The organism is Phocaeicola dorei, from assembly GCF_013009555.1.
GTDB classification, from domain to species: domain Bacteria; phylum Bacteroidota; class Bacteroidia; order Bacteroidales; family Bacteroidaceae; genus Phocaeicola; species Phocaeicola dorei.
This window is the reverse complement of sequence record NZ_CP046176.1, coordinates 2,975,078-3,000,120: the sequence shown is the minus strand read 5'-3', so window position 1 is coordinate 3,000,120 and position 25,043 is coordinate 2,975,078. Positions and strand designations below refer to the sequence as shown.

General features: G+C 41.8%; 18 protein-coding genes, 6 tRNA genes and 1 riboswitch. Of the genes, 17 read left to right on the top strand and 7 right to left on the bottom strand.

Annotated features, from left to right (window positions below; genetic code table 11):
* Positions 1 to 11: 11 nt before the first annotated feature.
* From GKD17_RS12595 to GKD17_RS12580, 4 genes are all read right to left on the bottom strand, one after another.
* Positions 12 to 785, bottom strand: a complete 774-nt coding sequence (locus tag GKD17_RS12595; RefSeq protein WP_007835036.1) for a thiazole synthase — start codon at positions 783 to 785, stop codon at positions 12 to 14.
* A 17-nt stretch (positions 786 to 802) separates the two neighbouring features.
* Positions 803 to 1,429, bottom strand: coding sequence for a thiamine phosphate synthase (locus GKD17_RS12590; protein ID WP_007835038.1), 627 nt, complete (start codon positions 1,427 to 1,429; stop codon positions 803 to 805).
* Entirely contained in the window at positions 1,419 to 1,619 is a 201-nt protein-coding gene (gene thiS / locus GKD17_RS12585) for a sulfur carrier protein ThiS (RefSeq protein WP_007835047.1), read from the bottom strand. Before thiS ends, GKD17_RS12590 begins: the two co-directional genes overlap by 11 nt.
* A gap of 64 nt (positions 1,620 to 1,683) precedes the next feature.
* Positions 1,684 to 1,787: riboswitch (TPP riboswitch) on the bottom strand.
* Between the two features lie 219 nt (positions 1,788 to 2,006).
* Positions 2,007 to 2,624, bottom strand: coding sequence for a superoxide dismutase (locus GKD17_RS12580; RefSeq protein WP_007843305.1), 618 nt, complete (start codon positions 2,622 to 2,624; stop codon positions 2,007 to 2,009).
* A gap of 108 nt (positions 2,625 to 2,732) precedes the next feature.
* Between GKD17_RS12580 and GKD17_RS12575 the strand changes: the two genes are divergently transcribed.
* From GKD17_RS12575 to GKD17_RS12540, 8 genes are all read left to right on the top strand, one after another.
* Entirely contained in the window at positions 2,733 to 5,123 is a 2,391-nt protein-coding gene (locus GKD17_RS12575) for an ATP-dependent helicase (protein WP_007835054.1), read from the top strand.
* Positions 5,124 to 5,150: 27 nt separating this feature from the next.
* Complete coding sequence (gene nspC / locus GKD17_RS12570) at positions 5,151 to 6,314, top strand: carboxynorspermidine decarboxylase (RefSeq protein ID WP_007835056.1); 1,164 nt, start codon at positions 5,151 to 5,153, stop codon at positions 6,312 to 6,314.
* 174 nt (positions 6,315 to 6,488) lie between these two features.
* Positions 6,489 to 6,561 (top strand) — tRNA-Gly (locus GKD17_RS12565).
* A 47-nt stretch (positions 6,562 to 6,608) separates the two neighbouring features.
* Positions 6,609 to 6,689: transfer RNA gene (locus tag GKD17_RS12560), tRNA-Leu, on the top strand.
* Positions 6,690 to 6,713: 24 nt separating this feature from the next.
* Positions 6,714 to 6,797, top strand: a tRNA-Leu gene (locus GKD17_RS12555).
* 16 nt (positions 6,798 to 6,813) lie between these two features.
* A tRNA-Gly gene (locus GKD17_RS12550) sits at positions 6,814 to 6,886 on the top strand.
* 47 nt (positions 6,887 to 6,933) lie between these two features.
* Positions 6,934 to 7,014 (top strand) — tRNA-Leu (locus GKD17_RS12545).
* A 15-nt stretch (positions 7,015 to 7,029) separates the two neighbouring features.
* Positions 7,030 to 7,102: transfer RNA gene (locus GKD17_RS12540), tRNA-Gly, on the top strand.
* Positions 7,103 to 7,226: 124 nt separating this feature from the next.
* Here the strand turns inward: GKD17_RS12540 and GKD17_RS12535 are convergent.
* Positions 7,227 to 8,729 (bottom strand): glutamine synthetase family protein, encoded by a 1,503-nt coding sequence (locus GKD17_RS12535; protein WP_007835058.1) that lies wholly within the window; start codon positions 8,727 to 8,729, stop codon positions 7,227 to 7,229.
* 205 nt (positions 8,730 to 8,934) lie between these two features.
* Here GKD17_RS12535 and GKD17_RS12530 point away from each other — a divergent pair, with 205 nt between their 5' ends.
* Entirely contained in the window at positions 8,935 to 10,467 is a 1,533-nt protein-coding gene (locus tag GKD17_RS12530) for a carbon-nitrogen hydrolase family protein (protein WP_007835061.1), read from the top strand.
* 125 nt (positions 10,468 to 10,592) lie between these two features.
* On the opposite strand, the gene GKD17_RS12525 is transcribed toward GKD17_RS12530, so the two are convergent.
* Together GKD17_RS12525 and GKD17_RS12520 are read right to left on the bottom strand one after the other, a co-directional pair.
* Positions 10,593 to 11,915 (bottom strand): sensor histidine kinase, encoded by a 1,323-nt coding sequence (locus tag GKD17_RS12525; RefSeq protein ID WP_007835062.1) that lies wholly within the window; start codon positions 11,913 to 11,915, stop codon positions 10,593 to 10,595.
* A gap of 5 nt (positions 11,916 to 11,920) precedes the next feature.
* Positions 11,921 to 13,252, bottom strand: a complete 1,332-nt coding sequence (locus GKD17_RS12520; protein ID WP_007835063.1) for a sigma-54-dependent transcriptional regulator — start codon at positions 13,250 to 13,252, stop codon at positions 11,921 to 11,923.
* A 331-nt stretch (positions 13,253 to 13,583) separates the two neighbouring features.
* On the opposite strand from GKD17_RS12520, the gene GKD17_RS12515 reads away from it, so the two are divergent.
* From GKD17_RS12515 to GKD17_RS12480, 8 genes are all read left to right on the top strand, one after another.
* Positions 13,584 to 14,891, top strand: coding sequence for a TolC family protein (locus tag GKD17_RS12515; RefSeq protein ID WP_007835064.1), 1,308 nt, complete (start codon positions 13,584 to 13,586; stop codon positions 14,889 to 14,891).
* A 4-nt stretch (positions 14,892 to 14,895) separates the two neighbouring features.
* On the top strand, positions 14,896 to 16,146 hold the full coding sequence (locus tag GKD17_RS12510; protein WP_007835065.1) for an efflux RND transporter periplasmic adaptor subunit: 1,251 nt from the start codon (positions 14,896 to 14,898) through the stop codon (positions 16,144 to 16,146).
* Between the two features lie 15 nt (positions 16,147 to 16,161).
* Complete coding sequence (locus GKD17_RS12505) at positions 16,162 to 16,872, top strand: ABC transporter ATP-binding protein (RefSeq protein WP_007835066.1); 711 nt, start codon at positions 16,162 to 16,164, stop codon at positions 16,870 to 16,872.
* Entirely contained in the window at positions 16,869 to 19,292 is a 2,424-nt protein-coding gene (locus GKD17_RS12500) for an ABC transporter permease (RefSeq protein ID WP_007835068.1), read from the top strand. The genes GKD17_RS12505 and GKD17_RS12500 overlap by 4 nt, the downstream gene beginning before the upstream one ends.
* A 985-nt stretch (positions 19,293 to 20,277) precedes the next feature.
* The gene (locus GKD17_RS12495; protein ID WP_007835069.1) at positions 20,278 to 21,111 is read left to right on the top strand and encodes a hypothetical protein; all 834 of its coding nucleotides are present in this window, start codon (positions 20,278 to 20,280) and stop codon (positions 21,109 to 21,111) included.
* A 106-nt stretch (positions 21,112 to 21,217) separates the two neighbouring features.
* Positions 21,218 to 21,790 (top strand): hypothetical protein, encoded by a 573-nt coding sequence (locus GKD17_RS12490; protein ID WP_007835072.1) that lies wholly within the window; start codon positions 21,218 to 21,220, stop codon positions 21,788 to 21,790.
* Between the two features lie 259 nt (positions 21,791 to 22,049).
* The gene (locus tag GKD17_RS12485; RefSeq protein ID WP_007835074.1) at positions 22,050 to 23,600 is read left to right on the top strand and encodes a lipopolysaccharide biosynthesis protein; all 1,551 of its coding nucleotides are present in this window, start codon (positions 22,050 to 22,052) and stop codon (positions 23,598 to 23,600) included.
* Between the two features lie 27 nt (positions 23,601 to 23,627).
* Positions 23,628 to 24,983: a hypothetical protein gene (locus GKD17_RS12480; RefSeq protein WP_007835075.1), complete on the top strand. Its 1,356-nt coding sequence runs from the start codon at positions 23,628 to 23,630 to the stop codon at positions 24,981 to 24,983.
* The last annotated feature ends 60 nt before the right edge of the window (positions 24,984 to 25,043 follow it).

Genomic DNA, 25,043 nt, shown 5'->3' with positions numbered 1-25,043 from the left:
CATATTTCTGTTTAATCTAAGAATGAAGTTAAAGGGGATGAGGCAGATGCGATCAAGTTCTGTCCTACTGCTCCTAAGCCTGCTTCATAAGCGCGGCGTCCGGCAATGACAGCTTCCTTGAAGGCTGTTGCCATGACTACCGGCTGACCGGCTACTGCGATGGCTGTATTGACCAGACAGGCGTCCGCGCCCATTTCCATCGCTTCGGCAGCATGGCTGGGGGCACCTATTCCGGCGTCCACTACCACAGGAACGGAAGCTTGTTCGATAATGATGCGCAGGAAGTCACGTGTCTGCAAGCCTTTGTTTGTCCCGATGGGGGCGGCAAGCGGCATGACAGTTGCTGCTCCTACCTCTTCCAGCCGTTTGCACAATGTAGGATCTGCCTGACAATAGGGCAATACGACGAAACCTAGTTTGACTAGTTCCTCGGTTGCTTTCAATGTTTCGGTAGAATCCGGCAACAAGTAGCGCGGATCGGGATGGATTTCCAGTTTCAGCCAGTTGGTGCCAAAAGCCTCGCGGGCCATTTGTGCGGCAAAGACGGCTTCTTCGGCTGTGCGCACACCGGAGGTATTGGGCAATAGCTGTATGTGAGGGTGAATGATATGTTTCAGCATATCATCTTCCTTATCGTCCAATTCAATGCGTTTCATGGCTACGGTTACCATTTCACATCCTGATGCCAGAATGGCTTCTTCCATTACGGTGTTTGAATTGAATTTACCGGTTCCCAGAAATAAACGGGAATTAAATTCTTTTTCAGCTATAATCAGTTTCTTCATTGTATTTTGTGATTTTATTATAAATTCATGATTCGTTTAGTTTCCGCTACCGGGTCTTTCGCCCGGAGTATGGTTCCGCTCAAAGCAATGCCGGTGATTCCCGTTTCCATGATGGAAGGGATATCTTCCAAAGTAATTCCCCCGATGGCGACGATGGGCAGATGGATATCTGCCTCGTTCATTTGCTGAATAATGGAACGGTAACCTTCTAGTCCCAGCACTGGAGAGAGAGCCTTTTTTGTGGTAGTAAAACGGAACGGGCCACAGCCGATGTAGTCAGCTCCAGCTTCGTAATGCATCTTTACATCGTCAAATGTATTGGCGGTGCCTCCGATGATGAATTCTTTTCCTAATATTTTCCGTGCTTCGGCTACGGGCATATCCTTTTTTCCCAAATGCACTCCGTCGGCATGAATTTTATTGACCAACTCCACGTGGTCGTCTATGATAAATGTTGCTCCGTAGTCTTTGCATAAGCCTTGCAGACGTATGGCTTCCCGTTCCACTTCGTCAACGGAAGTGTCTTTCATACGTAGCTGGATCCAGCGGCAACCGCCTTCCAAGGCCATGCGTGCGGAATCATAATAGGAATATGTGTCGGTGAAGTGAGTGATGAATTGAAGTTCCACGGTCTTATCCTCCACATGCAGCTTTAATGACTACCAGACTGTCATTGGGGTGTAACACACATTTCTCCCACTCTATACGGGGGACCATCCGGTTGTTTACCGCTATGGCGATACCTTTCTCAGGAAGTGTCAGAAAGGTGGAAAGTTCGGCTACGGTGCATCCGTCCTTTACTTCGGTTTCTTTGCTGTTTACTGTCAGTTTCATACTATAATATCAGTTTATGAATTTACTTGTAAATACAAAGAGTTGCTTTTTGACCGGATGGTATGAGGTAAGAAGTAACAATCCCTTCGGCGGTACTAACCGCATCAGGTTCACAGGGTATAATCTCAGCCCGTCCGCTGTTTACGTGGGGCACCCCTTTGTTTTACGATGGCAAAGATATGGGAAAGAAATGAATAATGCTACAACAGACTGCTTTATTTTTTGTGGAAGAATGTTTTTTTATGATTATCTTGCATTGTGCTTGTTTATTCTTGTAAAAGGATGAATGTATATCTGCTGTATCTTTGCATCTTAAAGCAGATTGCCCCGCTCCCTGAATGAATAGGGGCGAGGCAGCCTTATTATGATGTATAGTTAAGGGTCCTTTTATAGACGTTTTTCTACTACATCCCAGTCAATGATTTCCCATAACTTGTTCACATGATCTGCACGGCGGTTCTGGTAATCCAGATAGTAAGCATGTTCCCATACATCGAAACCCAGCAATGGTTTCAGTCCTGCACGCCACGGGTTGCTTCCGTTAGGTTCTTTGGTGATATGTAGTTTTCCCTGCTTGTCTACAGAAAGCCAAGCCCAGCCCGAACCGAACAGTCCTGTGGAAGCGGTGTTGAATTCTTTCTTGAAGTTTTCAAAGCTTCCGAAGTCTCGGTTGATGGCTTCTGCTAGTTTTCCGGACGGTTCATGCTTGCTGGGTTTGGGGGTGAACTGAAGGAAATATAATGTATGGTTTAATACTTGTCCGGCGTTATTGAATATCGCTCCGTCGGGAGCTGATGTAACAATTTCCTCTACGGACTTTCCTTCAAATTCCGTACCTGGAACTAAAGAGTTCAAATTGTTTACATATGTTTGTAAGTGCTTGCCATAATGGTAGTCTATAGTAGCCTGACTGATTACAGGTTCGAGTCCGTTATTTGCATACGGGAGTTTTGGCATTTCGTAAGTCATAACTAATGAAATTAAAGTGGTTAATAATATATTCATTTTTAGTCGAGGTTTTAATTAAACTTCTATCATAATAACATTATTGGGCATGGAATTGTTCTGATAAACTCAAACTTTCTCTATCTTTGCAGGCGAAAGGTGAAATTTATGACGAATTATTTAGAAGAATTGAATGAAAGCCAGCGCGATGCAGTGCTTTACAACGAGGGTCCCTCTTTGGTGATAGCTGGAGCAGGTTCGGGGAAAACACGCGTGCTGACTTATAAGATAGCTTATTTACTGGAGCAGGGATATACTCCTTGGTCTATTTTGGCATTGACTTTTACCAATAAGGCTGCTCGCGAAATGAAAGAGCGTATAGCCCGTCAGGTGGGCGATCAGGCACGCTATTTATGGATGGGGACGTTCCATTCCATTTTTTCGCGTATCCTGCGGTGTGAGGCACAGGTTATCGGCTTTAGCTCCAATTTTACCATCTATGATTCTTCAGATTCGAAGAGTTTGATCAAGTCTATTGTAAAAGAAATGCAATTGGATGATAAAACCTATAAATCAGGGTTGATACAGGCGCGTATCAGCAATGCGAAAAATCATTTGGTTTTTCCTGATGCATATGTTTCGAACGCAGAGCTTTATCAGTATGATTTGAATGCCAAAGTACCCGCCACCCGTGATATTTACCGGCAATATTGGGAACGTTGCCGTCAAAGCGATGCGATGGATTTTGATGATTTGCTGCTTTATACTTATATGTTATTCCGCGATCATCCTGAAATTTGCCGTAAGTATGCGGAGCAGTTTCGTTATGTGCTGGTGGATGAGTATCAGGACACCAATTTTGCGCAACACAGCATTGTGCTTCAGCTTACCCAGGAGCATCAGCGTGTATGCGTGGTGGGGGATGATGCGCAGAGTATTTATTCCTTCCGAGGGGCTAATATTGACAATATATTGAAATTTACTCAACTGTATAAGGGGGCCAAGCTTTTTAAACTGGAGCAGAACTATCGTTCTACCCAGACCATTGTGTGTGCGGCAAACAGCCTGATAGAGAAAAATAGCGAGCAGATAAAGAAGGAGGTATTTTCAGAAAAAGCGAAGGGGGAGCCTATCGGAGTTTTCAATGCCTACAGTGATGTGGAGGAAGGGGAGATTGTTGCCAACCAGATTGTGAAACTGCGTTCACGGGAACATTATTCTTATAATGATTTTGCTATTTTATACCGTACAAATGCTCAAAGCCGTATTTTCGAGGAGGCTTTGCGGAAGCGTAGCCTACCTTATAAAATTTATGGAGGACTTTCTTTTTATCAACGCAAGGAGATTAAAGACGTTATTTCTTACTTTCGTCTGGCGGTAAATCCGAATGATGAGGAGGCTTTTAAGCGGGTATTGAATTATCCGGCGCGAGGAATCGGGGATACTACGTTGAACAAAGTTATTGATGCGGCTGCACAGCATCATGTTAGTCTTTGGATGGTTTTGGAAGAGCCGTTGGCATACGGCTTGAATATTAACAAGGGGATGCATACCAAGTTACAGGGGTTTCGTGAACTGGTAAAAAGTTTTATAGTGGAGATCCCGAAAAAGAATGCATATGAATTGGGGGCAATGATTGTTCGTCAGTCCGGCATTATGAATGAGATTTATCAGAGCAATGATCCGGAAAACCTGAGCCGTCAGGAGAATATTGAAGAACTGATAAACGGTATGCATGATTTTTGTGCAATCCGTGAAGAAGAAGGGAATGAGAACATCCTGTTGACGGATTTCCTGTCGGAGGTTTCTCTGCTGACAGACCAGGATAACGAGAAAGAAGAGGATGCTGAGAAGATAACCTTGATGACCATTCACTCTGCTAAAGGCTTGGAGTTTAAAAACGTTTTTGTAGTTGGGTTGGAAGAGAACTTGTTTCCCAGTGCTTTGTCACTCAATTCGTATAAGGAATTGGAAGAGGAGCGCCGCTTGTTTTATGTGGCGATTACACGTGCCGAGGAGCATTGCTATTTGTCTTTTGCCAAGAGCCGGTTTAAATATGGAAAGATGGAGTTCAGTAGCCCGAGCCGTTTCTTGAAAGATATTGATGTACATTTCCTGAAGCTGCCTCAGGAGGAACAGATGGCCCGGAGAATAGACGAGAGAGCCAGCCGTTTCTGTCGTGAGCAAAATGAACGTGCGTCTCGTTTCTTGTTTGACGAATCTGCTTCGCAGCCTTCTTATGGGCGTTCTTCATCAAATTTGTCTGGTGGTCAGAAATCATTTTTTGTTGGAGAAAGACCGAAAGCTGAGATTATCCGTCCCAGTGTGCCGCGCAATTTGACTAAGGTAGGTCTTGCTACGGTCTCAAAGCCGTCCGCGGCGGGAACCTTGCCGGTGAATGTGCTGGCAGGGCAGGTGATAGAGCATGAACGCTTTGGAATAGGCGATGTGATAAAAGTGGAAGGAACCGGTGAGAACAGCAAGGCGACTGTCCGTTTCCGGAATGCCGGAGAGAAACAATTATTGCTGAAATTCGCCCGGTTCAAAGTTGTGGAATAAATATTCTAATAGAATTCTGATACAAAAATGATAGATATCCATAAAGTACCTTCTCCATGCTATGTGATGGATGAAGCATTGCTCAGAAAGAATCTGAGTTTGATAAAGAGTGTGGCAGACCGGGCCGGAGTTGAGATCATCTTGGCTTTCAAATCTTTTGCCATGTGGAAATCATTTCCCGTTTTTAGGGAATACATCCGTTATACTACAGCTAGCTCTGTATATGAAGCCCGTTTGGCATATGAAGAATTTGGCAGTAAGGCCCATACTTATTCTCCGGCGTATACGGATACTGATTTTCCGGTTATCATGCAATGCAGCAGTCATATAACCTTTAACTCCTTCAGTCAGTTCCGGCGTTTTTATTCTATGGTTAAGGCCTCTGGAGAAAAGATATCCTGTGGTATCCGTATTAATCCTGAATATTCGGAAGTAGAGGTGGAACTTTATAATCCTTGTGCTCCCGGTACACGTTTTGGGGTGACGGCCGATTTGCTTCCCGAGACTTTACCGGAGGGTATCGAAGGCTTCCATTGTCATTGTCATTGTGAATCCAGTTCTTATGAATTGGAACATACTTTGCAGCACATAGAAGAGACGTTTGCCCGTTGGTTCCCACAAATAAAATGGTTGAATTTGGGAGGGGGGCACCTGATGACACGTAAAGATTATGATACGGAGCATCTTATTTCTTTATTAAAAGGATTGAAAGCCCGTTATCCTCATTTGGAGATTATTTTAGAACCGGGTTCGGCTTTTACTTGGCAGACCGGACCTTTGGTCGCTTCTGTTGTCGATATAGTGGAAAACCGGGGGATAAAAACTGCGATTCTGGATGTTAGTTTTACTTGTCACATGCCCGATTGTCTTGAAATGCCCTATCAGCCGGCAGTGCGTGGTGCCGAAGCTTTACCTGTCGATGCGATAAAAACAGCTTTAACGGAAGAGAATATCTACCGTTTGGGTGGAAACAGTTGTTTAAGTGGCGACTATATGGGTAGCTGGCGTTTTGACCATCCGTTACAGGTAGGAGAACGCATTGTTCTGGAAGATATGATTCATTACACTATGGTAAAAACAAATATGTTTAATGGAATCCATCACCCTTCTATCGCTATTTGGCATACAGATAATACATTGGAAGTATATAAAGACTTCCGGTATGAGGACTATCGTGATCGCATGTCCTGATGGTAATTAAAAAAACTTTTGGTTTGTATTGATTATGAGGAAATTGATGAAATAATGTAATAAAAGTGCTATAAAAAGTATAGAAAACTTTTGGAAGTTTAGAAAAAAGCACTACCTTTGCATCCGCAATCGGGAAACAGCTGAGAAATAGTTAAAGACCGAAGGCGGATATTTGCGGAAATAGCTCAGTTGGTAGAGCATAACCTTGCCAAGGTTAGGGTCGCGAGTTCGAGTCTCGTTTTCCGCTCACATAAATAAAATTTTGTGCGTTGTGACAAGAGTGTTACACAGAATGCCCAGGTGGCGGAATGGTAGACGCGCACGTTTCAGGTGCGTGTGTCGAGAGGCATGCAGGTTCGAGTCCTGTTCTGGGCACTATAGCACGAGATTTTCGTTTCTGGAGGAATGGCGGAATTGGTAGACGCGCCACTTTGAGGGGGTGGTGACAGTTATGTCGTGTGAGTTCGAGTCTCATTTCCTTCACGAAGAGAGGATATTTGCGGAAATAGCTCAGTTGGTAGAGCATAACCTTGCCAAGGTTAGGGTCGCGAGTTCGAGTCTCGTTTTCCGCTCACACAAATAAAATTTTGTGCGTTGTGACAAGAGTGTTACACAGAATGCCCAGGTGGCGGAATGGTAGACGCGCACGTTTCAGGTGCGTGTGTCGAGAGGCATGCAGGTTCGAGTCCTGTTCTGGGCACTATGTTAGAGGTTTGCGGAAATAGCTCAGTTGGTAGAGCATAACCTTGCCAAGGTTAGGGTCGCGAGTTCGAGTCTCGTTTTCCGCTCAAAAGAAAAGACCAGTGTAGAAATACATTGATCTTTTTTATTTATCATGGCGTGAATGTAGAAAACGGAAGAAGGTCAAATCAATAAATATTGATATACCCTCCTCCCGCTGTTTTAGTCAAATCATCCGCAATGGAAATATTTATTGACCAACGCTAACATTCCTTCCGGATTATCTTTCAAGTCGTTACGTAAAGTCAGATCGTTATAGCCAGTTAATTTGCTGATGATTCCATCAATCATAGTAGGGCTGAACACATTATGTTTTTGGAATATTTCGCGCTGTTGCTGCAAACAGGCTGCGGAAGCCGTACAGCTATCGGGAAGCTGGGTCAATGCCTTCAGTTTGTCTGCATTTTCTTTCTGATGAATATTGACGTTTACGTAAGTTTTTTCTGCAATGTCTAGTGCATTTTCTATTTCAAAACCATGGCGGCAGGCTACAGCTAGTCCTGCTATCAGTTGGTAGAGATCGGCCGATCCGTCCGGTGATCGCATTTCCACCGTTTGTTTTTGTGTGGTATCATAATGGCTTTCCGTTTCCAGTGGATTGGCAGTCATGCACATATCTGTTTTAGCTGCCCATCCTAGAGGTACGCGTACCAATACTGAACGGTTGCGGTCACCCCAGCAAATATTAGTTGGCGCTTCCTGATGGGGAACCAGGCGGAAATAAGAAGTAGGATTGGTGTTACCGAATGCAGTGATGGATGGAGCAAGTTCCATTATGCCGGCAATAGCTTTGCGTGCTGTTTCTGATAAAACACCTTCTTTCAACATTTGGTTTTGTCCATCTTTCATGATACGCATGTGGATATGCAATCCGGAACCAGCTTTTCCTGTAGTTATTTTAGGCGCGAAAGTAATGTTATAACCATGTTTATAGGCCAGATTACGTATAATCCATTTGGCAATCATCAATTGGTCTGCCGCATCTTCGGCATTGACAGGCAGGAATTCTATTTCATTCTGTTCATATATCATGCCATTCAAGGTAAAATTACCTACTTCGGAGTGTCCATACTTTATTTGTCCGCCTGCTTGTGCAATATAGACCATGCACTGGGTACGGAAATCATTGAACTTGGCGTATGGTGCTGATTCATGATAACCTTTCTGGTCTGTTGCCTCGAACATATTTGTATCCGGAGCAATTACATAGTACTCCAATTCTCCCATAGCCTGAAATTCCATGCCGGTTATTTTATTGAATGCCTTGCATGCTTTGTGTAAGGTATGTTCGGGTGAACTTTCCAACGGCTTTCCATCCTTGTTAAAGAAAGAGCAAAGCATGGAAAGTGTGGGGATCTCGGCAAAAGGATCTAAAAAAGCCGTCCGGAATCGGGGAATTACATATAGATCACTGCTGCCCGCCTCAATGAATGGAAATAGGCTGGAACCGTCCACTCGCTCCCCGCAAGTCAGGATAGCATCTAGATATGCTTGGTTGTTGATAACGAAATTCAATGTCTTCAGTCGTCCGTCTCCGGCAGGATACATAAAGTTGACCATACGGATGCCATTCTGCTGAATGTATCGTTTTATGTCTTCTTTGGTAAACTCTGCACAAGGTTTTTCTAGAAATGCCACCAATTGGTTAGGGTTCATTATTAATTCTTTATTCATAGCAAAATTGGTTGTTTTTTGTTTGTTATTGGGTTAACTTTCCAAAGATAACAAAAAGTTTTCTGAAAATCCTATGAAAAGTTCATAGATATTTTCTTTCATACTGAGTGATATTCTCTTTATCTTTTTCTGTTTGGGAGAACATCGTTTTATAATTTGTCCTACCTTTGCACCGCTGTTTTAAAATATAAATAAGAGAATCATTATGGAACCGATGCATAAAATTAATAAAGTAGAGGTCCGGAATTTACAGATCGAAGATTACATCCAATTATCACAATCATTCAAGCGGGTGTATGCGGATAAGGATGTGTTTTGGACACACGAGCAAATAGAAACGCTTATCCGAATTTTTCCGGAAGGGCAAGTAGTAACGGTGGTAGACGATAAGATAGTGGGATGTGCTCTTTCTATTATTGTAGACTATGATATGGTAAAGGGAGATCATACCTATGCCAAAGTAACTGGTAATGAAACTTTCTGTACGCATAATCCGGAAGGGAATATTTTGTATGGTATCGAGGTGTTTATCCATCCGGATTATCGCGGTTTGCGTCTGGCACGCCGTATGTATGAGTACCGGAAAGAATTATGCGAGAAACTGAATCTGAAAGCGATCATGTTCGGTGGTCGTATTCCTAATTATTATAAGTATGCGGATACGATGCGTCCTAAGGAATATTTGGATAAGGTGCGTTCCCGTGAGATTTATGATCCAGTATTGACATTTCAGCTTTCCAATGATTTTCATGTGCGTCGTGTCATGAAGAATTATCTTCCCAATGACGAAGAATCCAAGCATTGTGCCACTTTGTTGCAATGGGATAATATTTATTATCAGGAGCCTACGCAGGATTATGTGGATAAGAAAACCACTGTACGTGTAGGGTTAGTGCAATGGCAGATGCGCCCTTATAAAACATTGGATGATGTATTTGAGCAGGTTGAGTTTTTCGTAGATGCCGTTTCCGATTATAAGAGTGATTTTGTTCTTTTTCCGGAATATTTCAATGCGCCGTTGATGGCCAAGTTCAATCATTTGGGAGAAGCCCAGAGCATTCGTGGTTTGGCACAATATACCGAAGAGGTTCGCGACCGTTTTATCAATTTGGCTATCAGTTATAATATTAATATCATTACGGGTAGTATGCCATACGTAAAAGAGGACGGAGGGCTTTATAATGTTGGTTTTTTAGTACGGCGTGACGGTTCATACGAAATGTATGAAAAGGTACATGTCACTCCCGATGAGATAAAGAGTTGGGGTCTTTCGGGTGGTAAGATGGTGCAGACTTTTGATACGGATTGCGCTAAGATTGGTATTTTGATTTGTTATGATGTGGAATTTCCCGAACTTTCTCGTATCATGGCCGATCAGGGAATGCAGATTCTGTTTGTTCCATTCCTGACTGATACTCAGAACGGTTATTCTCGTGTGCGTGTTTGTGCTCAGGCACGGGCTATCGAGAATGAATGTTTTGTCGTTATAGCCGGTAGTGTGGGTAATTTGCCGCGTGTACACAATATGGATATTCAGTATGCACAGTCTGGTGTATTTACTCCGTGTGATTTCGCTTTCCCTACTGATGGTAAACGGGCTGAGGCGACTCCGAATACCGAAATGATTCTGGTTTCGGATGTTGATCTGAATCTGTTGAATGAATTGCATACGTATGGCAGTGTGCGCAATTTGCGTGACCGCAGGCATGACCTTTATGAACTGAAGGTAAAGAAATAAAAAATGTTTCATTACGGATTACTTAGGTTAACGCTGGTTTATAGATAAGTGGTTATTATTTTATATTTCCACTTTACTTTTAAGAATAATCTGTGTTAATCAGAGTAATCCTGTGATGAGCTCTGTTATTTCGGAATAAAAGGAACTATGGGCCATTCAATAACAAACAGAGTTTTTCCTTGTCCGCTTTCCTGTAAATAGAGATTACCCCCATGTCTTTTTATAATCTGCCGGCACAGACTAAGCCCGATCCCCGTCCCTTCTGTTTTTGTAGTAAAGAAAGGAACGAATATTTTTTCTTGTAACTCCATAGGGATTCCCCGCCCATTGTCAAGTAGTTTTATATAAAGTTTGTCTGTTACCTCCAGTGTTACTTCTATTTGTCCGTCTGTCTTTCCTTCCAATGATTGCATACTGTTCTTCAGCAGATTTAAGAAAACTTGAGAGAGTTGCTTCTCATCGCCCTCAATATATATGTCAGAAGGGGTACTGCGCAGAATGAAATGGATATGGGCATTCTCAAAATCAGATTGTAGCAACAGAGCCAGATTGTGCAATGAATCGGTCAGTGAGAATCGCTTCTTTTTCGGTTCCGGCATATACGATAAGCGTCGGTATGATTCTGTGAATTCCATCAATCTTTCGCTCTGTTCACAAATCACTCCAAGTCCTCGTATTACTTTCTCGTCCGTACCGGGACGCAATGAAAGTGTTTGTGACAGGGAAACAATAGGAGCGATGGTATTCATTATTTCATGAGTAAGCACCCGGGTCAGTTTGCTCCATGACTCACTTTCTTTCTCACTCAGTTCATTGCTGATATCTTTGATAGCCAACAGGGTAATCGTTTCTGAATTTAGTTTCATCCGGTTCATGGATAGTGACAGCTGTTTTTTTGAGTTGGATTGTAAAAGAAAAGAATCTTCCACATTTCCATGGGCTATGAAATCTTTCAAGGCCGGATATTGCTCTTCCAGTTGGCGGAGGAATATGATTGGCTCAACTCCCAGCAAACGTAAAGCTGCGCCATTCACAAATATGACTCTCTTTTCGGAGTTCCACGCTAGCACTCCATTCGGTACTTCTTCCAGTAAAGAGTAATAAAAGTTCTCCTGTATCCGGCTCTGCGATTTCGTTGTGGCAAGCAATTCATTGATCCGGTTTAGTGAATGGCTCAGTGCATTCATTTCTTTATCTGCCGATTGCTCGTTGAACAATATCATGTTCTCTTTATCTTCCACCGCATCCAGAAATATCCTTATTTTGGTATTGAACTTATTCAACCGTTTTACCAAAGCTCCGATTAAAAAAAGCGAAAAGATGAATAGCAGACTGCCTAGAATGAGGGCGGTATGTGTAATGACAAGTGCGATCCCTGCTCCGGCTACAGCGATTATTAATAAGATGTAGCTCAGGATAACCATATATAGATGTTTGCTGAATACCATGATTATCAGAGCTTGAAGCGTTTTATCTTATTGTAAAGTGTCTGGCGGCTGATGCCTAACTGTTCGGCTGTTGCCGTCAGATTTCCATCGTTTTGACGGATAGCTGTTGCTATGGCCTGACGTTCCACTTCTTCTAGATTGGGTACGGTAGTGGAGAATTGCGGGTTCCAGGTTTGTTTTACGAAAATGTCTTTAGGACGGATGACATTTCCTTCACATAAGATGATCGCTTTCTCGATGGCATGTTGTAATTCCCGGATATTTCCCGGCCAATGATAAGAACATAATTTCTCCAAAGCATGTTCATGCAAGGAAATATCTTTTTTTTCGTATTTGGCGGCATAACGTTGCATAAAATAATCAATGAATAAATGTATATCGTTCCCCCGTTCCCGCAAAGGCGGAATTTCCAGGTGGATGGTATTCAGTCTGTACAATAAGTCCTCACGGAAAGTCCCGGAATCCACCATCTCCTGAATATTCTTGTTAGTAGCTGAAAGCAGCCGGATATCCACTGGGATTACTTTATTACTGCCGATGCGTGTAATTTTTCGGTTTTGTAATACGGTGAGCAACTTTGCCTGCATGGCTAGAGGGAGATTTCCTATTTCATCCATAAACAGGGAACTGCCGGATGCCGCTTCAAACTTTCCCGGCCGACTCTCGTAGGCATCGGTAAAAGAACCGCGTTCATGTCCGAACAGCTCACTTTCGAATAAAGATTCACTGATTGCTCCCATATCTACCGTTACCATAGTATGTTCCCGTCGTGTGGAAAGCCGGTGTATTTCCTGTGCCAGCATCTCTTTTCCCGTTCCGTTTTCTCCGGTAATCAAGATATTGGCGTCTGTGCGTGCCACTTTCACTACCATTTTCATTAACTGCTGCATGGCAGGAGATGTCCCCACAATCATTGGTGATTGGCTTCTATCGAGGACTCTGTTTTTCCTTTTCTTACCACTTCCGAAAGCTTCTTTTATTTTGCGTACCAAGGTCCGGTTGTCCCAGGGCTTCAACAAGAAATCGGTCGCATCATTCTTTAAGGCTCTTACCGCCAGGTCCACATCACCGTATGCCGTAAGCATGACTACGGGTAGTGCAGGAGCTATCTCGCGGATTCGTTTCAGCCAATACAACCCTTCGTTGCCGTTATTGATTCCTGCTGAGAAATTCATATCAAGAATAATTACATCTACCGGAGAGGTATTCAGAATAGATATAATTTGATTCGGATGATGGGCTGTCTTTATTTCGCTGAACTCCGTTTCCAGCAACAGTTCCAGTGAGGCCAATACTCCTTTATTATCATCTACTATTAAAATTGTTCCTTTTTCCATAGCATTTTGCTTTCAGAGGCTAAAGATATCTGCTTTTGACTGTTCCTGCAAATGAGGTGTCCAATTATTGGACGTTTTTTATTATTTTCTGTAATGCTTTTATTTACCGTAGGGGCGGTTTGACACTTGGAATGCGTCTTTAGTCCGTTTTATCCGTGCTTCAATATTTTCCTTGGTTCGCCTCGGCTTTGCGGTGTTTATAATTTGGACGTTATACCGTCTAAAAATTGGACGATCAGTTTATGACTTGTTTTGTAACTCGTTGGTTATTAATATGTCGTTTGTTTTGGCATACCATTTGATCTCTATTCTGTGTCCAAACCAAAGTAAAATGAAAAATAATTTGATAATTGTGTGTTTGTTGTCGAGTCTGTCTTTGCCTGTGTGTGGGCAAGGTACACTGGACGATTGCATACGCTATGCCTGGGAACATAACCCCGGTTTCAAGAATATCCGGATAGACGTAAAGGAAGCACGTACAGACTATGTGGCTGCTATGGGTAAATTTCTTCCTCATGTTTCAGTACAGGCGGAAGTGGGCAGGCACATCGGGCGTTCTATTGACCCGGATACTAATGGATATACTGCTGATTCATATAATCAAGGGAATGTAGGAATGGAGGTGACTCTTTCTTTATTCGAAGGCTTTGCCCGGATCAATCGTTTGCGATATACACATTGGACTAAAAAAGAGAAGGAATGGAATCGTTTGGCAAAGCAGAATGATCTGGCTTATCAGGTAGCCGAAGCCTATTATAAAGCGGCATTGGATAAAAAACTTTCAGAGCTGGCCGCTGAGCAGCTTCGTTTGGGAGAACGTTATCTGAAACAGACGGAAACTTTCGTAGAACTGGGTCTGAAGTCGCTTTCGGACTTGCAGGAGGTGAAAGCGCGTCATCAAGGAGATGTGTTCAGAGAGCGTTCGTATGAAAAAAATCGTCAGATGTCTTTCCTTTATTTAAAAGAAATAGTAGGAATGAAAGAGGGAGATACTTTGTCTGTTTCCTTATCAGCTGGTGAAGATACACCCTTATTAATGCCTCAGGTAGAAATAGAGGAAATCTATTTACAATCTGTACACGCGTTGCCGGATTATAAACGGATGGAGATGTGGGAACGAGCAGCCCGTAAGGAGTATGCTGTGGCCCTTGGGCAGTTCAGCCCCACCATCTTCGCCCGTTTTTCATGGGGATCTGATTTTTATAATTCCTTGTTCTCGTTACATCAATTGCGTGACCATTGGAATAAATATATAGGAGTGGGTATTTCATTTCCTATTCTTAGCGGATTGGATCGGTATGCCGGAGTAAAGAAGAAGAAATTGAACTTGCAGCGGGTGCGGAACAGCATAGAGGAAGAGAAACTGCATTTACGTAATGAAACGGAACAAATTGTACTTTCATTACATTCGGGATGGGAAGAACATCGACAGGCTGTCCTACAGGTAAAAGCCGAAACACAAGTGCTGAAAGAAACAGAAAGGAAGTGGGAGGAAGGGCTTGTTTCCGTATTCCAACTGATGGAGGCGCGAAATCGCCTGCTTGCCGCTAAAGCGGAAAAAATAAGAGTACGTTTGCAGTACGAACTGACATCACGACTGGCTATGTATTATCAAACAGGAAGTTTTATTAACCACTAAAAATATGGACACACTAATTGAACGTAAAAAGCGTTTCACTCCCAGGCAGATTTATGGAGGTGTGGGAGTATTATTCATACTGGTACTCATTCTCTATTTTATTTTTCGTGATACCGGTTCTTCCATGACCATTGACAAAAGCCGTATCACTATCGCTACAGTTACAGAAAATGAGTTTAATGATTATATCCGCGTGATTGGCCAAGTACTTCCCAGCCGCATGATTTACCTTGATGCTATAGAAGGCGGAAGGGTGGAGGAACGCCTTCATGAGGAAGGAGCAATGGTAAAGAAAGGGGATGCGATTTTGCGTCTGAGTAATCCGCTGCTGAATATCGGTATCATGCAAAGTGAAGCTGATTTGGCCTATCAGGAAAACGAGTTGCGTAATACCCGTATCAGTATGGAGCAGGAACGGTTAAGCCTGAAGCAGGACCGTATCGGTATGCAGAAAGAATTTCTTATAAAGAAACGTCGTTACGGGCAATACAAGCGGCTGATGGAGGAGCAATTGATAGCGAGGGAGGATTATCTTCAGGCTACGGAGGAGTATGAAGCGGCAAAAGAACAATTGTCGGTATTGGATGAACGGATCCGCCAGGATAGTTTGTTTCGTTTGACTCAGATATCCAGCTTGGACGAGAATATTATGAATATGAAACGAAGTCTGGCATTGGTACGTGAACGTCTTGAAAACCTGAAAGTGAAAGCTCCCATAGACGGACAGGTGGGTAATCTTGAAGCACAAATCGGACAATCAATTTCTGCCGGAGAACATATCGGCCAGATTATTACTGCTGATCTGAAGGTACAGGCATTGATTGACGAGCATTATGTGGAGCGTGTCGTTCAGGAACTTCCTGCCGACTTTACCCGTGACGGCGAGAATTATAAATTAGAAGTAACCAAAGTATATCCTGAAGTGAAGGACGGGCAGTTTCGTACTGATTTCCGTTTCACAGCAGGGCGTCCCGGAAATATCCGGGCCGGACAAACTTATCATATCAATCTTCAGTTGGGAGATCCTGTCAAGGCTGTTCTGATTCCTCGGGGAGGTTTTTTCCAAATTACCGGAGGGCGATGGATATATGTTGTGGATGAAAGTGGTAAATTTGCCGTCAGACGCCCTATTAAGATTGGCAGACAGAATCCTCAGTTTTATGAAGTGACTGACGGTCTGGCTTCCGGTGAGAAAGTTATTATTTCCGGTTACGAACTGTTTGGAGATAATGAGAAACTGATTTTAAACGAATAAAAAACACACGTAAGAATGATTAAAGTAGAAAACCTCTCTATGTTGTTCAGCACCGAGGAAGTGCAGACCAAAGCATTGAATGAAGTAACTTTCGAGATTGGAAAGGGAGAATTTGTCGCTATCATGGGGCCGTCCGGTTGTGGAAAATCTACCTTGTTGAATATACTTGGAACATTAGATACCCCTACTTCGGGCTCCTATCTCTTTGAAGGAAAGCGAGTGGATAAAATGAATGAAAACCAACTGACCGCTCTCCGAAAAGGAAATATCGGTTTCATCTTCCAAAGCTTTAATTTGATTGATGAACTGACTGTATATGAGAATGTTGAACTCCCATTGGTGTATCTTAATATAAAGCCGACAGAACGTAACAGGCGGGTAAAAGAAGTGCTTGAAAAAGTGAATATGCTGCATCGCGCCAATCATCTGCCACAACAGTTATCAGGTGGACAGCAGCAACGTGTGGCCATAGCCCGTGCCGTAGTAACCAATGCCAGGCTTTTGCTGGCGGATGAGCCGACAGGTAATTTGGACTCTACCAATGGGGTGGAGGTTATGGAACTGCTTAGTACACTGAACAAACAGGGGACCACCATCATCATTGTTACCCATTCACAGCGTGATGCTGCTTATGCACATCGTATAATCCGTTTGCTGGATGGTAAAATTATTGCCGAGAATCGTAACCGCCCTATGGAATCTGACAGCAAAATTGAAATTTTATGATTATACAAAATTATTGGAATAGCGTTTGGCGTAATCTGATGAAGAGGAAAGGTTTCAGCTTCATCAATATTTTTGGCTTGGCTGTAGGCATGGCATCAGCTTTATTGATATTTACTTACGTTGCTTTTGAATTTAGTTTTGACAAAATGCATAGTAAGAGTGAACGGATTTATCGTGTGCAAAGTACTTTTCATGAGGGGGAAGTTCTGACGGATGATTGGGCGACCAGTTCATTCGGATATGGTTCGGCCATGCAGGAAAATCTGGCGGGAATTGAGGATTATACCCGTGTAGGATGTATTATCCAACCGGAGCAATTGGTAAAATATGGCGAATTATGTCTGCGCGAGAATGGGATAGCATACGCTGATCCTGGCTTTTTCCGTTTGTTTGATTTTGAATTGTTGAAAGGTGACCGCGCTTCTTGTCTTTCCATGCCATGTCAGGTAGTGATTACGGAACGGATTGCCCGCAAATATTTCAGAGATGAAGACCCTGTCGGGAAGATACTTATTTTTAACAGCAATATGGGGAAGGTGTCTTGTGAGGTAACTGGAATCATGAAAGAAATGCCTTCTAATTCGCATATACATTATAATTTCCTTTTATCATATGCCACCTTACCTAAATGGGTACAGGAGTATTGGTACAAACATGAAGCCTATACATATGTATTGCTGGATTCGCCCGAGCGCAAAGAAGAGATAGAACGTGCTTTTCCTCAATTGGCCGAGAAGTATAAAACTGAAGAGGCATTGAAAAACAAGACTTGGGGGGTGCGGTTGGAGCCATTGGAGAAGATTCATCTCAATCCTCAATTAGGTTATGAGGCCGAGTTGAAAGGGAACCATTCGGCCATCATCGCGTTGATTTTCGGAGCTATTGCTATTTTGATTATTGCTTGGATCAATTATATAAATCTGACAGTTGCCCGTTCTATGGAGCGTGCCAAAGAGGTAGGAGTGCGCAGGGTAGTGGGAGCTTTCCCGAAACAGCTTGTTGGTCAGTTTCTATTTGAAGCATTTGTAATGAATTTGATCGCTTTTATCATTGCGTTAGGATTGATCGAACTATTACTTCCTTCCTTCAATCAGTTGGTAGGACGTACTATTACTTTCTCTGTATGGTTTACGGAATATTGGGGGGGCGGGGTTCTATTGCTTTTTATAGTCGGTATTTATATTTCCGGTTACTATCCTGCCCGCGCATTGTTGCGTAAGAAGCCGATTGTTTTACTGAAAGGTAAATTCCAAAATAGCCGTTCTGGAGAAAATACACGTAAAATATTGGTCATAGTGCAATATACGGCATCCATGATATTGCTTTGTAGTACATTAATTGTGTTTGCACAGCTCAGCTATATGCGTCGGCAGTCTTTGGGAGTAAAGACTGACCAGATTTTGGTAATCAAGTTTCCCGGACCTACTGAGGGTATGAAAACAAAGATGGAGTCTATGCGGAGAGCTATCAAGAAATTGCCATTGGCGTCGAAAGTAACTTGTTCCGGGGCGGTACCGGGTGAAGAGGTGGCCATGTTCCTGTCCAATCATCGGGCACATGATGCGTTGAAGCAAAACCGGTTGTACGAGATGCTGAGTTGTGACCCTGATTATATAGATGCATACGGACTGGAAGTGGTAGCCGGACGGGGTTTTTCCGAGGAATATGGGGACGATGTGAATAAATTGGTTATCAACGAAACGGCTGCCCGTATGTTAGGATATGTGGATAATGATGATGCCATTGGTGAGGAAATAGCTGTTGAAACGCTAGGAGAGCCCATGCAGGTAATCGGGGTAGTGAAGGATTATCATCAGCAAGCGTTGAATAAAGGTTATACAGGGGTAATGCTTTTCCATAAAGATAAGATTGAATGGATTCCTCAGCGTTATATTTCGGTTGTGATGAAACCGGGTGATCCTTCGGAATTAGTATCACAGATAGGAGAAATATGGAATAATTATTTTGCGGATTCCAGTTTTGATTATTTCTTCCTCGACCAGTTCTATGACCGGCAGTACCGTCAGGATGAGGCTTTCGGCGTATTGATGGGAGGTTTTACCGGATTGGCTATTTTTATCTCCTGCTTAGGTTTATGGGTGTTGGTTATGTTCTCTTGTGCCGTCCGTACCAAGGAGATGGGTATCCGGAAAGTATTGGGGGCATCTCGTTGGAATCTGTTTTATCAGTTGGGTAAAGGTTTCTTTATTCCTATTATTATCGCTATTCTGATTGCGTTGCCTGTGGCATGGGGCAGCATGAATGCATGGTTGGCTCATTATCCGTTCCGAACAGAATTGAAAGTGTGGTTCTTTCTGCTTCCTGTGGTCTTGATGTTGTTGATTTCTTTTCTGACTGTAGCAGGACAAACCATAAAGGTTGTTTATAGTAAACCCGCTCGGTCATTGAAATATGAATAATGGAATATAAGATATCCGTGGTTAGTAATTCATTTACAAGGAATATCATTTAAAACCAATATAAATTATCGTACCAGTTCATTATGGCAGATCAATACTGATAAACTTTGAAAACCTTTTGAATTTTTCTACAAAACTAATTTTGCGTCTAAAATTATTTTATTAATTTTACAGCGTTTTTAAGGAGAGTCTAACTCTCTATAGTTACAAATGAGCGATGAGAAAGGGTGCCCTGATGGCATCCTTTCTCTTTTGTAGTGTGTTTTTGTATAATTTATATTGTATTTTACTTATGTCACGATTATGTGAAATCACGATACATCTTTTGTATTTCCGTTTCTTTTACTTTTATCAGACTTAATCGTTTTTCTTGCATTAAAAAACAATTGGACCTCCCTTTGTTATATATTTAACACTCTTTTAATCTCATTTTGTTGAACAATCTACGCGATTCAAATGTTAATATAATGTGTTTTTCATAGTAATAGATTTAAGATTAATAGTTAGTATTTGCTTGTGAAAGTCAGTACACTTACGGATAAAAGCGTTTATCCGAAAAGAAAAGAGAGGCGACCGGAAACGGAAGCCTCTTTCTTTTTGAGCATTTTTAGTTCACCATAATTATTGTGAGAGGAAAATTAATTCTGATTGTATAAATAATATAATGTGTTGAAAATAAGATTTTTCCCTTTTTAAGCCTTTAATAAAAAATGGAGTTCTCTTAGTAAGAGAACCCCATTTTGCTGCAAAGATAGCTATAATTCCTTAATACAGAAAATTCCGCATTAAAAAAGTATTCCAAAGTATGCTTATAAATGACAATTGTTTGCAAAAATAATATGAAAGGTTATAACTATAGGACACTCTATCAGGCATTTAAGTAAACTTGGGGTTCTCTTACTAAGAGAACCCCAACAAAAAAACGAAAATTGATGGCTTATTCGAGCCTCATTTTTTAGAAGAATAATTTAATTATGATGTTTTGATGGAAATAAAAAGTCCTATGGAGCTTGCAACCGAAGCACTCTCTTATAATAATCAAAACATAGCGAGCGAAGCGCCTAAGTTACTGCTCTGCAGTTCAATCGCTTCCGTCTCAGACCAGGGGTCAAATAAGGGAGTCACGCCATTGGCGGGAATAGGGAAGGAACATCCTGAACTCAATTGGTATTATCTGTATCTGCCTAACAAAGAATTGAAGCGCTATATCGGCGTTTTTAGTGGCAGGAAGTCCGTAAAACTTCGTAAGCCGTCAGGTGAAGCAGAAGAAAGATACTTTTGTTTCAAGGTATTTTCCTATACTTCGACGGACCACAGGAAACGCTTCGAGCAATGCGCCTATACTAAGGAGGAATATACTGCCCGTCGTGATTCCGCCCGGGTAGTGAAAGAAGCCTTTGCCACCGGTTCCGCCCGGAAATTGAATGCTTTGACGGACGAGAAAGAAATCGAAGGCAACGGCTGGCTGTTTGTCTGCGCTCCTTTGGATCAGTTGGAACTTATTTTGTCTGCTATGTTTCCTCGCCAGTATTTGGTGACGGACTATAACACGCACCGTGCGGCGGTCATCCCCCAGTGTCAGATGGAGGAATTTATCTATTTGTACGAATCCATGCCTTATAATATCGAGTTGATGAACCGTCCTTTGGAGGATTATCTTCAGAAGAAACAACGAATTCGCATTACCGGTGGTGTTTTTCAGGGGAAGGAGGGGTGTATTATGCGTTTGCACCGGAATACAAGGCTGGTGTTTGCTTTCGGAAATATGACGGTGGCGGTGAGTTATCTTCATGCTTTTCCGTTCGAGAAGGTGGAGTGACAAGCCGTTTCTTATTTGATTAAAACGAGTTGTATGGCTTTGTGAAAATTCTGTTTACTTGGTCTATACTTTGTGAAGTGTTTTCTTATAAAATAAAATTAGAATAATGGTAATAAGTGCGTTACTGAAAGGTGAATTTATCACAGTAGATAATCATCATGAAAACCTTCCGTTTGAGTGGGATAGTAAACAAGATATACATTTAGATAAAAAAAGCAAAACGAAATATAATGGAAAACCTGTAGCTGTATCTGTTAAGGTTTCACTAAATACAGACAGGGGGATAAATATAGTTCCGGATAAACATTTAAGTGATAAAAATCAAAGGAGAGTCAGGGAAAAGATGGAGCAAGAGTTGCGAGAGGCTTTTGAAGATCCTAAAAATAGGGAAAGGGTGAAGCTTTTTGTCAGAGATACTCTCCACTTTATTGTTGATATTAGCGGTAGAAAAGATCCAAAAGAAGAATATGTAAGAGATGCATTTAATCGCATTATGAGATTTTTCGGGCTGGCAGAGCCGACAGGTGAACTATTAGTAAATGAAGCCAATAATTATTTTCAGAAATACAAGATTGGAAATCATTTTTTTTATATAGCATCAGAGTCGAATACTATTGAGATGAGTGAGTTTGATAAGGAAGGAAAGCGAAAATATGTTGATAAGGGATTTCATTTATAATATTGGATGTTTAGATTTTATGTATACATTGGCTTTTTTATTAATATGCATTTAATGACATATATGGTAACTATTTGATATGGCTCATCAGTAATAAGGTAAGCGTCTAATCCTTTTTAAGTCGGTTAATAGTATAGCCTTACCTTTACATTATAATTAATAAATTTTTAAATTATGATAATGAGTGCCATGAAGTTTCCCTTTTATATAGGGAAGCTATCTTTTAAAGGAACTTTTCCTTGTGTCCTATTAAAACATTATGAACCAATCAACTAATAATAAACGTATCGCTAAAAATACCATATTCCTTTATTTGCGTCAAATACTGATCATGGCGGTCAGTCTGTACACTGTGCGGGTGACATTAGAGGTATTAGGTGAAGAAGATTATGGAATATACAATGCTGTTGGTGGCTTTGTAGCTATGTTTAGTATCCTTTCTGGAGCCATGTCAATAGCAATTGCGCGCTTTATCACTTATGAGAAGGGGCAACCGAATGTTACCACTTTTCGTGTACAACAGATATTTTCCGCTTCCTTGCTCATTCAGGTTGGCATGGGAATTGCTGTCTGCTTGCTGATAAGCACATTTGGAGTCTGGTTTATAGAGAACAAAATGGTGATACCGTTTGAAAGACTTGACGTTGCGTTTTATGTGCTATGGTTCTCTGCATTGGCTTTTTTCATTAACCTGTTGAGTGTTCCATATAATGCTTTGATTATAGCCAACGAGCAGATGAAAGCGTTTGCCTATATCAGCATTGTGGAGGCTGTGTTGAAATTGGCTGTGGTAGGTCTGCTGATTATCATCCCACTTGATAAATTGTGGCTGTATGCTCTCTTCATGGTGGTGGTTGCCTTGATTCAGCGCAGCATATATGCCATTTATTGCAAGCGGCATTTTACAGAATGTCGTTTTGTAATGGCTTTTGATAAAAAACTACTATTCCGAATGTTTGCTTTTTCCGGATGGGCTTTTTTAGGCAATGGAGTGATTGTCTTGAAAGACCAGGGTAGTAATGTGCTTTTGAACTTGTTCGGTGGCCCGGTGGTGAATGCCGCGCAGGGGATTGCAATGAGGGTGAATACTTCCGTGTACAGTTTTGTGGCCAACTTCATGCAAGCTTCAAATCCGCAGATTACCAAAAATTATGCGGCTGGGAACTTGGATGAGATGCATACTCTTATTATTCGAAGCGGAAAGTTCGGCTTTTTCATTCTGCTGATAGTCCTGCTTCCGCTATGCGTGGATATAAACTATGTATTGGGATTATGGCTTTCCGATGTACCTGCCCATACAGCTAATTTCATCGTACTTGTTCTTTTGTATTCACTTGTTGATTGCTGGGTGAATCCGCTTTGTACAGGTGTTTTGGCGCAGGGGAATATAAAATCTTATGAAATCGTGCTTACTTTCATTTATCTGGTAAATTTTATTGCATCATACGTGTGCCTGAGGGATGGCTTGCCCGTAGAAACAGTCTTTGTGCTTAATATTGTATTTAAGGTATGCGTGCTTTTTGCGTTGTTATTGCACTCGCGTTCAAAATACGGTTTATCCATCGTCCGCTTCTTTAAAAGTTGCCTTATTCCGTCACTTGTCGTATTCTCCGTTTCTGCACTTTTCGTTTTTGCTCTGCTGGGAAAAGAGGCGTCAGATTTCGGACTATTTTTTATGAGGACATTGGTGATAACGGTTTTTACCAGTGTAACCGTATATGCACTGGGTATGACGCGGACAGAAAGGTTTTACATCAAAAAAATATTGAAAGAGAAATGGCACGGGATTTACAGCCAGATCCAGAGATGATATTTATAAATAAAAACTATCACAACAATGGCTAAAACGATTGAAATAGTAAAGGTGTCCACAACAGGTGATACCATACGGTATGAATTGTGGGATAATACGGGACTGGGCCTTTTAAAAAAACAGAAGGTTGAAGCATGGGTGAAATTCCATAATGTGGAATGTTTTGGATTTTCGGCAAAAGGATTGCCCGAATCTATATTGGTACTGCCTATAACGCTTTATCTGCTTCCCGTAACATGGTTTTACGGTGTGGAACTTGTTGTACCATCGATAGACAAGAGGTTGTATGAGAGACTTCCCCAAATCTACAATTCCTATTCTAAAATCTATGGACCTTTTAAGGAAGAATGGCATGGCAAAGTGACGGCCAAAACAATAGTTGAGAATAAGATTCCTGAAAGTCGATTCGATAATGTTATCTTTTTTTCAGGGGGTATTGATGCGGTACATGCCGGAATAAACAATCTTGGAAAAAGTAATGTCCTCGTAACTGTGCCTAGCATAGAAGGTCCGGAGTCTTCATCAAAAGAAATTTCCGGGCAGCATTTCCTTGTGGCAAAATCGCGTCTCATACGTGAGTTCTCGGCTGTTTCTGGAAGTGACTGGCTTATGGTTACGAATAATTTTCGTATGGATATATTCGATGATTCAAAAATACAGCATGACTTGAGGCATATTTTTGCACTCAACAGTGCGGCATTTCTGGCAGACGGTTGGTTTGGTATAAAATATTTGGGTAACCTACTTTCTTCCGCACCATTCGCTTATGCCATGGGCATACCTACTCTTATTATGGGAAGCACTTTTGAACCCATTGAAAATCAACCGTTAGTCAATCAGGATGGGGCTAATCCAGAACTGTCCGATGTGATAAAGTTTGCCGGGATATCCTTTGCCGGGCAGGACGGGCAATATATGCGTCGTTCCCAAAAAATGAAAAATATAGCTGCGTGGTGTGCGGCTCATGGTAAGAAAATTGAAATATGGGCTTGTTGTAAAGACAATGCCGAGCAATGTTGTATGTGCCATAAATGTATGAGAACATTGCTCAACATCCTTTGTGTGAAAGAAAAACCTGTTGATTGGGGATTTGTAAACTTTGATGAAAAGAAGTTTTCGCACCTTGTCCGTTTCTACCGCTATTACGAGAATAATCCATGTTGGATTTGGGACATCATAGATTCGATTGACGATGACACGGTTTACCCGTATTGTGACAAGTTGCTGCATTGGCTCAAAAAAACAGGTTACAAGAGATATTTCAAAAGGGTCCGGAAAATGAAAGTTATTCGGAAATGGTTAAGGATAGTCAAGGTTCACAAATATCCGCACTATGTGAAAGTGATGTTTTCAAAGCTTGCTGGTAAGAAGCTTGAATGAAATCTCTTGTTGTTTTATTCATTGAGTTGATATTCTCAAATCGTTGTATAAGGGTATTCA